Genomic DNA, 16,971 nt, shown 5'->3' on the forward strand with positions numbered 1-16,971 from the left:
GATGGATCGTGAGTGTTCGGCTGGAGATTGCCCAGGCACTGCCAATCTCCCGTGGCTGTCGAGCTTTAGCGAGGCTGCGCAGGCGGCGGCACTGTTGGTAGAGGTGGAGCGTTTCATCCTGACCATGGCAGATGAAGGGCGGCAAGCTGCGGCGTTCTGCATTCCTCGTTACTGGATTGGATCCATTTGCGGTATAAGCTCGTATCGCGCATGTGTCACGAGGCTCCGTTTTTCATGCAAAACCCTATGCAACGCCCGCTATGGCAGATCTACCTGATCTTCCTGGCGCCGATGGTGCTGTCCAACTTCCTGCAAAGTTTTTCCGGCACGCTCAACGGCATCTACGTCGGGCAGATGCTCGGCACCCAGGCGCTGGCGGCGGTGTCGGGGATGTTTCCCATCGTGTTTTTCTTTATCGCCCTGGTCATCGGCCTGGGGGCGGGCGCCTCGGTGCTGATCGGCCAGGCGTGGGGCGCGCAGGAGACAGGGTTGGTCAAGGTGATCACCGGCGCGACCCTGACCCTGGGCGCATTGGTGGGGGTGATCGCGGCGGTGCTCGGCAGCTTGTTTGCGCGTCCGGCGTTGCAGGCGTTGGGCACGCCGGTTGACGTGTTGGACGATGCGGTCGGCTATGCGCAGATGATGATGCTGATCATGCCGCTGCTGCTGGTGTTCATCCTCTACACCCAACTGCTGCGCGGTGTCAGCGATACGGTGTCACCTTTGCTGGCGCTGATGGTCTCGACCCTGGTCGGGCTGCTGCTGACCCCGGCGCTGATCCGGGGCTGGATCGGCCTGCCGCCCATGGGTATCCAGAGCGCGGTCTATGCCGGGCTGGTGGGTAACGCTTCGGCCATGCTGTTTCTGATCCTGCGCCTGCGCCATAAAAATCATGTGATGGCCCCCGACCGTGAACTGCTGGCGGCCCTGCGCCTGGACCGCGTGATTCTCGGTAAAGTCCTGCGCATCGGTTTGCCCACTGGCTTGCAGATGGTGGTGTTGTCGCTGTCGGAATTGGTCATCCTTGCCCTGGTTAACAGCCATGGCTCCCAGGCCACCGCGGCCTATGGCGCGGTGACGCAGATCGTCAACTACGTACAGTTTCCGGCGCTGTCGATTGCCATCACTGCATCGATCCTCGGCGCCCAGGCGATTGGCGCCGGGCGGCTGGAGCGTATCGGGCCGATCCTGCGCACCGGGCTGCTGATCAATACTTGCCTCACTGGTGGCTTGATCGTGCTGGGTTACCTGCTGTCGCACTGGTTGCTTGGCCTGTTCATCACCGAGGACGCGGCGCGGGTGAATGCCGAGCACCTGCTGCATATCATGCTGTGGAGCATCCTGGTGTTTGGCTTCCAGGCCGTGGTCGGCGGCATCATGCGGGCCAGCGGGGTGGTGCTGATGCCGGTGGCGATCTCGATCTTCTGCGTGCTCTGCGTGGAGCTGCCGATGGCCTATCTGTTCAACGCGCACTTCGGCCTGGAAGGCGTGTGGATGGCGTTTCCGGTGACTTACCTGGCGATGCTCGGGTTGCAGGTCACGTATTACCGCCTGGTATGGCGACACAAGCAGATCACGCGGTTGGTGTGAGTTTAAGGCCGCCCAGCAGCAGCTCCAAACCGAGCAAGCCTTCTTGTAGCCGCGCGTCCGGGTGTTCATTCCGGGCAATCCACAGCGCGGTGCTGACCAGGCTGCCGTTGATCAACTGAGCCAATGCCTGGCTCGGGGCCGGGTGGATCACCCCGGCTTGCATCAAGCCTTCCAGCAGTTGGCGCAGCGATGCCACGCAGTGTTGCTGGGAGCCGGTGTCTCCCAGCACGGCAGGCGCATCCTGCAATACGATGCGCTGGATCTCGCTGTCCTGGGCCATGCCCAGATACGTCCGGCAGCGCTCACAGAAGCCCACCCAGGGGTCCAGGGCCTGGTCGGTGATGTGCTGCAAACGCGCATCCATCTCGCTGTCGAGTTGCGCCACCACGGCAGCCAATAGACCTTTCTTGTCACCGAAGTGATGGTACAAGGCACCGCGGGTCAGACCGGCGCGGGCGGTAAAGTCGTCCATCGAGGTGTTGGCGTACCCTTGAGTGGCAAACGCCTGGCGCGCGCTGGCGATCAGCCGGGCGCGGGTGTCTTCGATCATTTCAGCACGGGCTCGGCTCATGGGGGGCTCGTTATGGGCAAGTGAGTGTTTGACATACGGTGCGTATGTTAAGCATGATTCGTCACATACGTATCGTATGTATTTTGCCTTGATCGCTTCAAATGGCAAACCCCAAGGCGCAGAAGAAGAGGTCAAGAAGAGATGGCAAACCCCTATGCCGCGTTATTCCAGGTGCCAGGCGCGCGGGCTTTTGTGCTGGCCGGCATGCTTGCGCGCATGCCGGTGTCGATGACCGGCATCGGCCTGATCACCATGCTCGCCCAAGTGCATGGCGGCTATGGCCTGGCGGGCTCGGTGGCGGCGGTGTTTGCGTTGGCCACGGCATTTTGTGCACCGCAGGTTTCACGGTTGGTGGACCGTTATGGCCAGGGCCGGGTGCTGCCCATCGCCGCGTTGATCGGCGGCGGTGGCTTGTTGATGGTGCTGCTGTGTACCCGATTGCAGGCGCCGGGCTGGACGTTGTTCCTGTTCGCCGCCCTGGCCGGTTGCATGCCGAACATGTCCGCCATGGTGCGGGCGCGCTGGACCGAGTTGTACCGTGGGCAACCCAAACTGCAAACCGCGTTTGCCCTGGAATCGGTGCTGGATGAGGTGTGCTTTATCATCGGCCCGCCGATTTCGGTGGGCTTGAGCGTAGTGCTGTTCCCGGAGGCCGGGCCGCTGGTCGCCGCCCTGTTGCTGGCGGTGGGCGTCACCACCTTTGTGTTGCAGCGTGAAACCGAACCGCCCGTGCATGTGCACCACGACCACCACAGCGGCTGGTTGATCGCGTCGCCATCCGTGCTGATCCTGATGATCCTGCTGCTGGCCATGGGCGTGATCGTCGGCGTGGTGGACGTGGTCAGCGTGGCCTTCGCCCAGCACCAGGGCCAGCCGGCGGCGGCGAGCATTGTGTTGTCGGTGTACGCCATCGGCTCGTGCCTCGCCGGGTTGGTCTTTGGCACGCTCAAGCTCAAGGCGCCGCTGCCCCGGCAGTTCCTGTATTGCGGCGTGGCCACGGCGTTGACCACCTTGCCGCTGTTGCTGGTGACCAACATCCCGGGGCTGGCGGTGACGATCTTTATTTCCGGCCTGTTCTTCGCGCCAACCCTGATCGTGTCCATGGCCCTGGTGGAGCGCATCGTCTCACCCAGCCGCCTGACCGAAGGCATGACCTGGCTGATCACCGGCCTGAGCATCGGCGTGGCCATCGGTGCCGCCAGCTCCGGCTGGATGATCGACCACTTTGGCGCCACCAGCGGATTCTGGGTGGCGTTGGTGGCGGGGGCAGTGGTGGCGGGGTCAGCGGTGCTTGGGTATCGGCGATTGGGCTGATCAGCCAATCGTTGGGAGCGGCTGTGCGCAGTGATGTTGTAAAAACTCGTTCAATGCCTGGCGTGTCAGGTCATCTTCGATGGAGCCAATGTAGCCGTTGTGTTTCAGTCGGTTGTTCACTGAATCAGGTCTTCTGATTTCAATTGTTCGATGATCTGGCGCCGAACCTAGTGTTTCAGTTCGTTGATGACACTCGGTAGCACGCCTTTTACCCCGCGCTAATTTTTCCCTCTCCGGTTCGTTTTATAGGGACGACGTGCCTTTGTGCTTCCCGCCTATTGCTCCGGACTCCAAGAAATGAACGCTGAAGACTCCTTGAAACTTGCTCGCCGGTTTATCGGGTTGCCCCTGGAAAAACGCCAACTGTTCCTGCAAGCCTTGCAGAAAGAAGGCGTGGATTTTTCCCGGTTTCCGATTCCGGCAGGGGTGGAGGCGGGGGATCGTCAGGCGCTGTCCTACGCGCAGCAGCGCATGTGGTTTCTATGGCAGCTGGACCCGGCCAGCGGCGCCTACAACCTGCCAGGCGCGGTGCGGCTAAAGGGCGCGCTGAACCTGGGCGCCCTGGAGCAGGCGTTCGCCAGCCTGGTGGTGCGGCATGAAACGTTGCGCACGGTGTTCCAGCGCGGCGCCGATGAGCAACTGCTGCAAATCGCCACGCCGACCTCGCTGGTCATTGAGCAGCTCGACTTGAGCGCCCTGGACGCTGCCGAGCGCGAGCCGGCCGTCAATGCCGCCGCGACCCGTCAATCACTGCTGCCATTCGACCTGGAGCACGGTCCGCTGCTGCGCGTGCAACTGCTCAAGCTCGACGCGCAGGAGCATGTGCTGTTGCTGACCTTGCACCACATCGTCTCCGACGGCTGGTCGATGAACGTGCTGATCGACGAATTCATCCGTTTCTACGACGCCCATGAACGCAACGAAGCGCCGCAACTGCCGCCACTGCCGATCCAGTACAGCGACTACGCCCTGTGGCAACGCCGCTGGCTGGAAGCCGGGGAGCAGGCGCGTCAGCTTGAGTACTGGCAGGCACGCCTGGGCGATGAACATCCGGTGCTGGAACTGCCCACCGACCGCCCGCGCCCGGCCATGCCCAGCTACCAGGGCACACGGCATAACTTTGCGATCGAACCGACGCTTGCCGCGCAACTGCGCGGTTGCGCGCAACAGCACAACGTCACGCTGTTCATGTTGCTGCTGGGCGCCTTCAACGTGCTGCTGCATCGCTACACCGGCCAGGGCGACATCCGCATCGGCGTACCCATCGCCAATCGCAACCGCAGCGAAGTCGAAGGGCTGATCGGTTTCTTCGTCAACACCCAGGTGCTGCGCACCGAACTCAGCGGGCAAACCCGCGTCGGCGAGTTGCTGCAAGCCATCAAGGAACACGCGCTGGGCGCCCAGGATCATCAGGAACTGCCCTTCGAGCGCCTGGTGGAAGCCCTCAAGGTCGAGCGCAGCCTCAGTCACACGCCGCTGTTCCAGGTGATGTACAACCACCAACCGATGGTGGCGGACATCGCAAGCATCAGCACCGCCTCGGGCCTGGAGCTGGCATTGGTGGAGTGGCAAGGCCGCACCACCCAGTTCGACCTGACCCTCGATACCTACGAAAAATCCGGCACCCTGCATGCCGCATTGACCTACGCCAACGACCTGTTCGACGCGCCCTCCATCGCGCGCATGGCCGAACACTGGATCAGCCTGTTACGCGCCATGATTGCCGATGGCCAGCAACGCATCGGCGAGTTGCCGATGCTCGCGGCGCAGGACCAGCAGGTGTTGGTCCACGCCTGGAACCACACCGCCGAGGCCTATCCGACCGAGCGCGGCATTCATCAATTGATCGAAGACCAGATGCAGCGCACGCCGCACGCACCGGCGCTGGTGTTTGGCGACAACCGCCTGACCTACGCCCAACTCGACGCCCGCGCCAATCAACTGGCCAACCTGTTGCGCGAACGTGGTGTCGGCCCGGATGTGCTGGTGGGCATCTGCGTTGAGCGCTCCATCGAAATGGTCATCGGCCTGCTGGCGATTCTCAAGGCCGGTGGCGCCTACGTCCCGCTGGACCCGGAATACCCCCGGGAACGCCTGGCCTACATGATCGAAGACAGCGGCATCACGCTGCTGCTCAGCCAGCAGCGCCTGCTCGCGCAACTGCCGGCCGAGGGCCTGCAGGTGATCGCTCTGGATCAGGCGGCCAGCGCACTCGATGGCTACAGCACGGCATCCCCTGCGGTGCAGGTCCAGGCGCTCAACCTCGCCTACGTGATCTACACCTCCGGCTCCACCGGCAAGCCCAAGGGCGCCGGCAACAGCCATCGTGCGTTGGTCAACCGCCTGTGCTGGATGCAGCAGGCCTACGCACTGGATGGCAGCGATGCGGTCTTGCAGAAAACCCCGTTCAGCTTTGACGTCTCGGTGTGGGAGTTCTTCTGGCCGCTGATGACCGGTGCGCGCCTGGTGGTCGCCGCCCCTGGCGAACATCGCGAGCCGGCGCGGCTGATCGAGACCATTGGCCGCCATGGCATCACCACGTTGCACTTTGTGCCCTCGATGCTGCAGGCGTTTATCCACGAGCCGGGCGTGCATGCCTGCGCCAGCCTCAAGCGCATCGTGTGCAGTGGCGAAGCCTTGCCGCTGGATGCGCAAACCCAGGTCTTCGCCAAACTGCCGCAGGCCGCGCTCTACAACCTGTACGGCCCGACCGAGGCCGCCATCGATGTGACCCACTGGACCTGCATCGATGAAGGCGCCGACAGCGTGCCCATCGGCCGGCCTATCGCCAACCTCGCCACCTACGTGCTCGACGCCCAGCTCAATCCGGTGCCGGCGGGCGTGTCCGGCGAGCTGTACCTGGGCGGCACCGGCCTGGCGCGCAGTTATCACCGGCGCCCGGCGTTGACCGCCGAACGCTTTGTGCCGAGCCCGTTCGCCGACGGCGAGCGCCTGTACCGCACTGGCGACCGCGTGCGCCAACGCGCCGACGGCGTGATCGAATACCTCGGTCGCCTCGATCATCAGGTCAAGCTGCGTGGCTTGCGTATTGAGCTCGGTGAAATCGAGACACGCCTGATGCAGCACCCCGCCGTGCGCGAGGCGGTGGTGCTGGTGCAGGGCGGCAAACAATTGGTCGCCTATCTCGTCCACGCACACGACGAGCCCGTCGACCTCAAGGCCTGGCTGCTCGGCAGCCTGCCGGAATACATGGTGCCAACCCACTTCGTGGCCCTGGCCAAACTGCCGGTGACCGCCAACGGCAAACTCGACCGCAAGGCGCTGCCGCTGCCGGACACCGCGCCGCAACAGGCTTACAGCGCCCCGCAAACCTCCCTGCAAATGGCGTTGGCGGCGATCTGGGTTGATGTGCTGGGCGTCGAACAGGTCGGCCTGGACGACAATTTTTTCGAGCTCGGCGGCGACTCGATCATCTCCATCCAAGTGGTCAGCCGCGCCAGGCAGGCGGGGCTGCGCTTCAGCCCGCGCGACCTGTTCCAGTACCAGAGTGTGCGCACGCTTGCGCTGGTGGCGAGCTTCGAGCAGGCCACGCTTATTGATCAAGGTCCGGTCAGTGGCGATGTGATCCTGACCCCGGTGCAGCAAGCCTTTTTTGCCCAGGCGATCCCGGTGCGCCAGCATTGGAACCAGTCGCTGTTGCTGACCCCGCGCGAGGCCTTGGAGCCTGCGCGTCTTGGCGCGGCGTTGATCCAGGTGATCAACCATCACGACGCCTTGCGCCTGCGCTTCACCCAGCAGGCCGATGCTTGGCAGCAGGCCCACGCCGAGCCCGTGACGGATGCGCCGTTGTGGCAACGTCACGCGCACACCGAGGCTGAACTCACCGCGCTGTGCAATGACGCCCAACGCAGCCTCGACCTGCAACATGGCCCGCTATTGCGCGCCGCGCTGGTCACGCTGGCCGATGGCACCCAGCGCCTGCTGCTGGTGGTGCATCACCTGGTGATCGATGGGGTGTCGTGGCGCATCCTGCTGGAAGACCTGCAACAGGCTTACCGCCAAGCCGCCTTGCCGGCAAAAACCAGCGCCTATCAGACCTGGGCGCAGCGGTTACAGGCCCATGCACACCACCTCGACGCGCAACTGGCGTATTGGCAGGCGCAAACGCTCGATGCCGAGCTGCCGTGCGACAACCCCCAGGGCGGCCTGCAACAGCGCCTGGGCGACAAGCTCGAAATCCGTCTCAGCAGCGAACACACCCGCCAACTGCTGCAAGACGCCCCGGCGGCCTATCGCACCCAGGTCAATGATCTGCTGCTGACCGCACTGGCGCGGGTAGTCGGACGTTGGAGCGGCCAACACGCCGCGTTGATCCAACTCGAAGGCCATGGCCGCGAAGACCTGTTCGACGGCGTTGACCTGACCCGCACCGTCGGCTGGTTCACCAGCCTGTTCCCGGTGCGCTTGCAGGCCGAAGGCGAGCTGTCGAGCGCGATCAAATCGGTCAAGGAGCAACTGCGCGCCGTGCCTGACAAGGGCCTGGGCTATGGCCTGCTGCGCTATCTGGGCACAGTGGAGTCGCGCGAAGCCCTGGCAGGCCTTGCGGCACCGCGAATTACCTTCAACTACCTGGGGCAGTTCGACCGCCAGTTCGACGAGTCCGCGCTGTTCGTCCCGGCCACGCAAGGCAGCGGCCAGGCCCAGGACGACGAAGCGCCGCTGGCCAACTGGCTGACCCTGGAAGGCCAGGTCTACGGCGGTGAACTGAGCCTGAACTGGGGCTTCAGCCGCGAGATGTTCCAGCGCTCGACCATCCAGCGCCTGGCGGACGACTACCGGCAGGAACTGCTGGCGTTGATTGCCCATTGCGTCGACCCGCAACACGGCGGCCTGACCCCGGCCGACGTGCCCCTGGCGCGCCTGACCCAGCCGCAACTGGACGAGCTGGCGCTGCCCGCCCGAGGCGTGCAAGACCTCTACCCATTGTCGCCGATGCAGCAGGGCATGCTGTTCCACAGCCTGTATCAACAAGGCCAGGACGACATCTACGTCAGTCAGCTGCGCGCCGACCTTGTGGGCCTGGACGTGCCGCGCTTCCAGCAGGCTTGGCAACAGGTGCTGGCCCGGCATGACATGCTGCGCACCGGCTTTGTCTGGCAGGACGCGCAAACCCAGCCCCTGCAAGCGGTGTACCGCGAGGTGGGCTTGCCGTTCATCGAGTACGACTGGCAGGCGCGCGCCGATCAGCCAGCCGCGCTGGACGAACTGAGCGAGGCGACCCGCGCCGAGGGTTTCGTGCTGGAACAGGCGCCGCTGCTCAGCCTGAAACTGGTGCGTACCGGCCCCGGCCGCTTCCATCTGATCTACACCAACCACCATATCCTGCTGGATGGCTGGAGCCGTGCGCAGTTGTTCGGCGAAGTCTTGCAGCACTACGCCGGCCAGCCATTGCCCGCGCTTCATGGGCACTACCGCGATTACATCGGCTGGTTGCAGGCGCAGGATGGGGCCCTCAGCGAAGCGTTCTGGAAAGACCAACTGGCCGCGCTGCACACCCCGACGCAACTGGCGCGTGGGGTCTCGACAGCGCCCGCAGCGGCCAAGGGCAGTGAGCATCTGGCCCTGAGCCCGGCGCAGACCGCGCAACTGAAAGCCTTCGCCCAAGCGCACAAAGTCACCCTCAACACCCTGGTGCAAGCGGCCTGGCTGCTGTTGCTGCAACGCCACACCGGCCAGGACACCGTGGCCTTTGGTGCCACCGTTTCCGGACGCCCGGCCGGTTTGCCGGGGGTAGAGCAACAGGTCGGCCTGTTCATCAACACCTTGCCGGTCATCGCTACGCCGAGCCCGCAGCTGTGGGTCGCCGACTGGTTGCAACAGCTGCAGGCGCTCAACCTGAGCCTGCGTGAACATGAACACACGCCCCTGTTCGACATCCAGCGTTGGGCGGGGGCGGGTGGGGCGGCGTTGTTCGACACCCTGTTGGTGGTGGAAAACTATCCGGTGTCCGCGGCGTTGGCCCACGGTGCGCCCGCCGGGATTGGGTTCAGCAATGTGCAAAACCTGGAGCAGACGCATTATCCGCTTACCGTGCTGTTGGGCGCGGGTGCGGTCCTTGAATTCGAATTCAGCTTTGATCGGCAACTGTTCGGCGCTGGCGAAATCCGCCAGTTGGCCGAGTCTTTCCAACACCTGCTGCACGGCTTGAGCCAGGCCACGCCGCAACGCCTGGGGGATCTGCCGGCGCTGACCGACACCGTCCGCCAACAGGTGCTCCACGACTGGAACGCCACCGCCCGCGACTACCCGTTGCAGCGTTGCGTGCATCAACTGATCGAGGATCAAGCGGCCCTCACACCGGATGCCCCGGCGCTGGTGTTTGCGCAGCAGCGCCTGACCTACGCCGAACTGAACCGCCGCGCCAACCGCCTGGCGCACCGCTTGATCGAGGCCGGTGTCGGCCCGGATGTGCTGGTCGGCCTCGCGGTGGAGCGTTCGGTTGAAATGGTCGTCGGCCTGCTCGCCGTGCTCAAGGCCGGTGGCGCCTACGTGCCGCTGGACCCGGAATACCCGCGCGAACGCCTGGCCTACATGCTCGACGACAGCGGCGTGAAACTGCTGCTGACCCAGGCGCATCTAGTGGCGCAACTGCCGATTCCCGAGGGTTTACAACGCGTGGTGCTGGGCGATTCAACGTTCGAGGGCTACAGCGAAGCCAACCCCGGCATCGCGCTGGACGGCGACAACCTCGCCTACGTGATCTACACCTCTGGCTCCACCGGCCAACCCAAAGGTGCCGGCAACCGCCACTCGGCACTTGCCAACCGCCTGCACTGGATGCAGCAAGCCTACGCGCTGGACGTCAGCGACAGCGTGCTGCAAAAGACCCCATTCAGTTTCGACGTGTCGGTGTGGGAATTCTTCTGGCCGCTGATGACCGGCGCGCGCCTGGTGGTCGCCGCGCCCGGTGATCATCGCGATCCGGCCAGGCTGGTCAGCCTGATCAACGCCGAGCACATCACCACACTGCACTTTGTGCCGTCGATGTTGCAGGCATTTTTGCAGGAACCGAGCGTTGCCACCTGTCACACCTTGCACCGCATCGTGTGCAGCGGTGAAGCGCTGCCGGTGGACGCCCAGCAGCAAGTCTTCGCCAAGCTGCCGCAGGCCGGGCTCTACAACCTGTACGGCCCGACCGAAGCGGCCATCGACGTGACCCACTGGACCTGCATCGACGAAGGCCGCGATGCCGTGCCGATTGGCCGTCCCATTGCCAACCTCGGTTGCTACATCCTCGACAACAACTTCGAGCCGGTGCCGGTGGGCGTGCTGGGCGAGTTGTACCTTGGCGGCGTCGGCCTGGCCCGCGGTTATCACCGCCGCCCGGCGCTGACCGCCGAGCGTTTTATCGCCCATCCTTTTGTCAGCGGGGAACGCCTGTACCGCACCGGCGACCTGGCGCGCTATCGCGACGACGGCGTGATCGAATACGCCGGGCGCATCGACCATCAAGTCAAGCTGCGTGGCCAACGCATCGAGTTGGGGGAGATCGAAGCGCGCCTGCTGGAACACACCGCGGTGCGCGAGAGCGCCGTGCTGGCGGTCGACGGCCAGTCTCTGGTGGCCTACGTGGTGCTGCATGCCGCCGCCGAGGATTGGCGTGAAGTGCTCGGCGCCCATTTGGCCGAGCACCTGCCGGACTATATGGTCCCGGCGCAATGGTTGTCGCTTGAGCGCATGCCGTTGAGCCCCAATGGCAAGCTGGACCGCAAGGCTCTGCCGAACGTTGAGGTGCAAGCGCGTGAATACCTCGCGCCGCACACGGAGCTGGAGCAACAGGTCGCCATGATCTGGGCCGAGGTGCTCGGGGTGGCGCGGGTTGGCCTGAACGATCAGTTCTTCGAACTGGGAGGGCATTCTCTGCTCGCGACCCAGGCTGTCTCGCGCATCCGCCACGGCCTGGGGCTGGATGTGGGCTTGAAGGCGCTGTTCGATCAGCCGGTGCTGGGGGATTTTGTCCGCGCACTGACCGACGTGCGGGTTGAAGACAAGCCGATCCAACGCGTTGAACGCGAGCGGCCGCTGGCCCTGTCCTATGCCCAGGAACGCCAATGGTTCCTCTGGCAACTCGACCCCCACAGCGCGGCCTATCACGTGCCCAGCGCCCTGCGCCTCAGGGGCCCGCTGGATCAGGTGGCCCTGCAGCGCGCCTTCGACACCCTGGCGGCGCGCCACGATAGCCTGCGCACTCACTTGCAGCAGGACGCCGAGCGCACGGTGCAAGTGATCAGCCCCGAAACGCGCATCGCTCTGCGCGTCGTCGATGCCGATGAAACGCGCCTGAAAGCCTTGGTCGAAGCCTGTATCACCCAGCCGTTCGACCTGCGCCAGGGCCCGCTGCTGCGCGTCAGCCTGCTGCGCCTGTCAGCCGATGAACATGTGTTGGTGCTGGTGCAGCACCACATCATCTCCGATGGCTGGTCGATGCACGTGCTGGTCGACGAACTGGTCCAGCTCTACGCCGCCTACAGCCAGGGGCAAACCCTGCAACTGCCGGCGCTGGCGATCCAGTACGCCGACTACGCCGCCTGGCAGCGCCAATGGATGGAAGCGGGAGAGAAGGCCCGCCAGCTGGATTACTGGCGTGAACGGCTCGGCGGCGAACAGCCGGTGCTCGAGCTGCCGTTCGACCACCAGCGCCCGGCCGTGCCGACCCATCGCGGTGCGCGGCTCAATGTACCGTTGCCGGCGGCGCTGCTCGACAGTCTCAAGGCCCTGGCCCAACGCGAAGGCGTGACGCTGTTCATGTTGTTGCTGGCGTCCTACCAAGTGCTGCTGCATCGCTACAGCGGCCAGCAGGACATCCGTGTCGGCGTGCCCATCGCCAACCGCAACCGGGTCGAGACCGAGCGCCTGATCGGCTTCTTCGTCAACACCCAGGTGCTCAAGGCCGAGATCGACGGGCACACCAGCGTTCGTGAACTGCTCGCCCAGGTCAAACAGCGCGCCCTTGAAGCCCAGGCCCACCAGGACCTGCCGTTCGAACAACTGGTGCAAGCCCTGCAGCCGGAGCGCAGCCTGAGCCTGAGCCCGCTGTTCCAAGTGGCGTTCAACCACCACATCAGCCTCGCGGGCGAGCACTTGCGGCGCCTGGGCGAGTTGACGATCAGCCCGGTCGGTTGGGATGAAGCGGTGGCCCAGTTCGACCTGACGCTGGACATCGAAGAGTCCCAGACGCACCTGCTAGCGTCCTTGAGTTACGCCACCGATCTGTTTGAAGCCAGCACCATCGAGCGCATGGCGCGGCATTGGCAGAACCTGCTGCAAGCGATGGTTACCGACCAGCAGCAGAATATCGGGCAGTTGAACCTGCTGGATGCCGATGAGCAACAGCACATCCTGCAACTGTGGGACCGCAGTGAGTCCGGCTTCTCAAGCGCTCGTCTGGTGCATGAACTGTTCGCCGACCGCGCCCGTGAAAACCCGCAGGCGGTGGCGGTCAAGTTCGACACGCAAACCCTCAGCTACGGCGAGCTGGATCGCCAGGCCAACCGCCTGGCCCACGCGCTGATTGCCCGTGGCGTCGGCCCCGAAGTGCGGGTGGCGATTGCCATGCCGCGCAGTGCCGAAAGCCTGGTGGCGTTCCTCGGCGTGATGAAAGCCGGCGGCGTGTACGTGCCGCTGGACATCGAATACCCGCGTGATCGCCTGCTGTACATGATGCAAGACAGCCGCGCGCAATTGCTGCTGACCCACAGCCGTGCGGTGCCGCAACTGCCGATTGCCGAGGGCCTTGAGGTGCTGGCGATCGATCGCACCGAGGACTATGCCGAGACCGCGCCAGAGGTGGCGTTGGACGGCGACAACCTTGCCTACGTGATCTACACCTCCGGCTCCACCGGCATGCCCAAGGGCGTGGCGGTTTCCCACGGTCCATTGGTGGCGCACATCATCGCCACTGGCGAGCGCTACGAAACCGGTCCGGCCGATTGCGAACTGCACTTTATGTCCTTCGCCTTCGACGGCTCCCACGAAGGCTGGATGCACCCGTTGATCAACGGCGCCAGCGTGCTGATCCGCGATGACAGCCTGTGGCTGCCGGAATACACCTACGCGCAGATGCATCGCCACAACGTGACCATGGCGGTGTTCCCGCCGGTGTACCTGCAACAGCTGGCCGAACATGCCGAGCGCGACGGCAATCCACCGGCGGTGCGGGTCTACTGCTTTGGCGGGGATGCGGTGGCGCAGGCCAGCTACGACCTGGCCTGGCGTGCGCTCAAGCCGACTTATTTGTTCAACGGCTACGGGCCGACTGAAACCGTGGTCACACCGCTGTTGTGGAAAGCCCGCCAAGGTGATCCCTGCGGCGCCGTCTACGCGCCGATTGGCACCTTGCTGGGCAACCGCAGCGGCTACGTGCTGGACGCCCAGCTCAATCTGCAACCCATCGGCGTCGCCGGCGAGTTGTACCTGGGCGGCGAGGGCGTGGCCCGCGGCTATCTGGAGCGCCCGGCGCTGACCGCCGAACGCTTCGTACCGGACCCGTTCGGCAAGCCCGGCAGCCGCGTGTACCGCAGCGGCGACCTGACCCGTGGGCGTGCGGACGGCGTGGTCGATTACCTCGGTCGCGTTGATCACCAAGTGAAAATCCGAGGTTTTCGCATCGAACTGGGGGAAATCGAAGCGCGCCTGCGGGAACAGGACAGCGTCGGCGAAACCGTGGTGGTGGCCCAGGACGGCCCGACCGGCAAGCAACTGGTGGCCTACGTCGTCCCGGCCGAGGCAGACCTGGCTGATACCGCCGCGTTCCGCGACACCCTGCGCCGCGCCCTGAAAACCCACCTGCCGGATTACATGGTGCCCGCGCACTTCATGTTCCTCGCGCAAATGCCCTTGACCCCCAACGGCAAACTCGACCGCAAGGGCCTGCCCGAACCGGACGCGAGCCAGTTGCAGCAAAGCTACGTGGCCCCCGAAACCGAGCTGGAGCAGCAGATCGCCGCCATCTGGGCCGACGTCCTGCGCCTGGAACAAGTGGGCTTGAACGACAACTTCTTTGAGGTCGGCGGCCACTCGTTACTGGCCATCCAGATCACCTCGCGGGTCCAGGCCGAGCTGGGCCTGGAAGTGCCGCTGGTGGAGGTGTTCCAGACCGAAACGCTGCGCGCCTACGTCCAGGCCGCCGCCACCTTCCGTGCCGGCAGCGCGGAAGACTTTGATGATCTTCGTGACTTTTTGAGCGAACTAGAGGCGATTTGAACCATGCTTTCCAACCCTAACATCGACCTGGTGTCGCGCTTTCTTCGCCTGCCTCTGGAACAACGCCAGCAGTTCTACCAACGTTTGCAAACCCGCGGCATGAGCTTCGGGCAACTGCCGATTGCCCCGGCCCGCGAGGCGGGTGAACCACTGCCGCTGTCCTACGCCCAGGAACGTCAATGGTTCCTCTGGCAACTGGACCCGGACAGCGCCGCCTATCACATCCCCGGCGTGCTGCGCCTGAGCGGGCGCCTGGATAAAAGCGCCTTGCAGCGCAGCTTTGATCGCCTGCTCGAACGCCATGAAAGCCTGCGCACGCGCCTGCATCTGGAGGGTGACAACCGCTCCCAGGTGGTGCTGGCCCACGCCGTCGTCGATATCATTGAAAGCACGGTTACCGAAGACGGGTTGCAAGCGCGGGTGCAGGCGCTCATCGCCGAGCCCTTCGATTTGCAGCACGGTGCCTTGTTGCGCGTAAACCTGCTCAACCTGGGCGAAGACGAGCATGTGCTGGTGTTGGTGCAGCACCATATCGTCTCCGACGGCTGGTCGATGGGCGTGATGGTGCAAGAGCTGATGCAGCTCTACGCCGCCTACAGCAACGGCCAGGACTGCCAGTTGGCGGCACTGCCGATCCAATATGCCGACTACGCGCTGTGGCAGCGCCGCTGGATGGAAGCGGGGGAGAAGGAGCGCCAGCTCGGTTACTGGCGTGAACAACTCGGTGGCAGCCAGCCGGTGCTGGAGTTGCCGTTCGATCACCCACGCCCGGCGCGCCAGAGTTATCGCGGCGCGCGTCAGGATGTGGCGCTGGAACCTGCACTGGTCGCCGGGCTCAAGGCTTTGGCGCAGCGCGAAGGCGTGACCCTGTTCATGCTGTTGCTGGCGTCGTTCCAGACCCTGCTGTACCGCTACAGCGGCCAGTCGGACATCCGCATCGGCGTGCCGACTGCCAACCGCAACCGCGCTGAGACCGAACGCCTGATCGGCTTTTTCGTCAACACCCAGGTGCTCAAGGCCGACCTCGACGGTCAGATGACCTTCCGCCAACTACTGGCCCAGGTCAAAGAGCGCACGTTGCAGGCCCAGAGTCACCAGGACCTGCCGTTCGAACAACTGGTGGAAGCGCTGCAACCGGAACGCAGCCTGAGTCACAACCCGCTGTTCCAAGTGATGTTCAACCACCAGGCGCAAACTCGCACAGCCGTGGGCGAGCAGCAACTGTCGGGGCTGGGCGTGACCTCCCTGGAGTGGGCAAGCGAGAGTGCGCAGTTCGACTTGAGCCTGGACACCGAAGAAACCGACCAGGGCTTGTGGGCATCGTGGACCTTTGCCACCGACCTGTTCGCAGCCGCCACCGTGGCGCGCATGGCGCAGCATTGGCAAACCGTGCTGCACGCGATGGTTGCCAGCGCGGGCAGCCGCCTGGCGCAACTGACGTTGCTGGCCGACGGCGAGCAGCGCGACTTGCTGAACGACTGGAACAACGGCGGCGCAGCTTTCGAAAGCCCGCTGGGTGTGCACGGCCTGTTCGAGGTGCAAGCGCAACGACGTCCCGACTCTATTGCCCTGTGCCTGGATGAGCAAACGCTGACCTATGCCGAGTTGAACCGTGAGGCCAACCGCTTGGCCCACTACCTGATCGGCCAGGGCGTCGGGCCGGAAGTGATGGTCGGCGTGGCAGTGGAGCGTTCGTTCGCCATGGTGGTCAGCCTGTTGGCGATCCTCAAGGCGGGCGGCGCCTACGTGCCGCTGGACCCGCAATACCCGCGCGACCGCCTGCTGCACATGCTCGACGACAGCCATGTGCGTTTGGTGGTGTGCCAATCCGCCCAGCCATTGCCGTTGCCCGCCGAGGTGGCGAGGCTCGACATCGACAGCGCCAAGGACGCGTTGCAGCGCTGTGCCGAGAGCAATCCGCAGGTGCCGGTCGACCCACAGAACCTGGCCTATGTGATCTACACCTCGGGTTCCACCGGCAAGCCTAAAGGCGTGGCGATCAACCATGCGGCGTTGACCGAGTTTTCCGGGATTGCGGCCGGCTATTCGCGGTTGAGCGAGGACGACCGTGTCCTGCAATTCGCCACCCTGAACTTTGACGGTTTCGTCGAGCAGCTCTACCCGGCGCTGACCCACGGCGCGACTGTGGTTCTGCGCGGTGCCGAGCTGTGGGACAGCGGCCGCCTGTACGCGGAGATCATCCGCCAAGGCATCACCCTGGCGGACTTGCCGACGGCGTACTGGAACCTGTTCCTGCTCGATTGCCTGGCGGC

General features: G+C 64.5%; 5 protein-coding genes. 4 read left to right on the plus strand and 1 reads right to left on the minus strand.

Translation table 11 applies throughout. The annotated features are described in order from the left end of the window. Window positions 1–234: 234 nt before the first annotated feature. Window positions 235–1,590 (plus strand): MATE family efflux transporter, encoded by a 1,356-nt coding sequence (locus tag OPU96_RS25865; RefSeq protein WP_498559946.1) that lies wholly within the window; start codon window positions 235–237, stop codon window positions 1,588–1,590. Here the strand turns inward: OPU96_RS25865 and OPU96_RS25870 are convergent. After that, on the minus strand, window positions 1,574–2,161 hold the full coding sequence (locus tag OPU96_RS25870; protein WP_192301076.1) for a TetR/AcrR family transcriptional regulator: 588 nt from the start codon (window positions 2,159–2,161) through the stop codon (window positions 1,574–1,576). The two genes, OPU96_RS25865 and OPU96_RS25870, sit on opposite strands and share 17 nt — an antisense overlap. A gap of 141 nt (window positions 2,162–2,302) precedes the next feature. On the opposite strand from OPU96_RS25870, the gene OPU96_RS25875 reads away from it, so the two are divergent. The 3 genes from OPU96_RS25875 to OPU96_RS25885 all read left to right on the plus strand — a co-directional run. Further along, window positions 2,303–3,475, plus strand: a complete 1,173-nt coding sequence (locus tag OPU96_RS25875) for an MFS transporter (protein ID WP_305392480.1) — start codon at window positions 2,303–2,305, stop codon at window positions 3,473–3,475. Between the two features lie 297 nt (window positions 3,476–3,772). After that, entirely contained in the window at window positions 3,773–14,698 is a 10,926-nt protein-coding gene (locus tag OPU96_RS25880; protein ID WP_498559947.1) for a non-ribosomal peptide synthase/polyketide synthase, read from the plus strand. Window positions 14,699–14,701: 3 nt separating this feature from the next. Next, window positions 14,702–16,971 (plus strand): condensation domain-containing protein (locus OPU96_RS25885; protein ID WP_498559948.1); only part of this gene is annotated, 2,270 nt, incomplete at its 3' end.

It is taken from the genome of Pseudomonas sp. RP-B7 (assembly GCF_059803535.1).

Coding starts and splice junctions, on each gene's coding strand:
- OPU96_RS25865 (WP_498559946.1), top strand. CDS start 235: ATGCAAAACCCTATGCAACGCCCGCTATGGCAGATCTACCTGATCTTC.
- OPU96_RS25870 (WP_192301076.1), bottom strand. CDS start 2,161: ATGAGCCGAGCCCGTGCTGAAATGATCGAAGACACCCGCGCCCGGCTG.
- OPU96_RS25875 (WP_305392480.1), top strand. CDS start 2,303: ATGGCAAACCCCTATGCCGCGTTATTCCAGGTGCCAGGCGCGCGGGCT.
- OPU96_RS25880 (WP_498559947.1), top strand. CDS start 3,773: ATGAACGCTGAAGACTCCTTGAAACTTGCTCGCCGGTTTATCGGGTTG.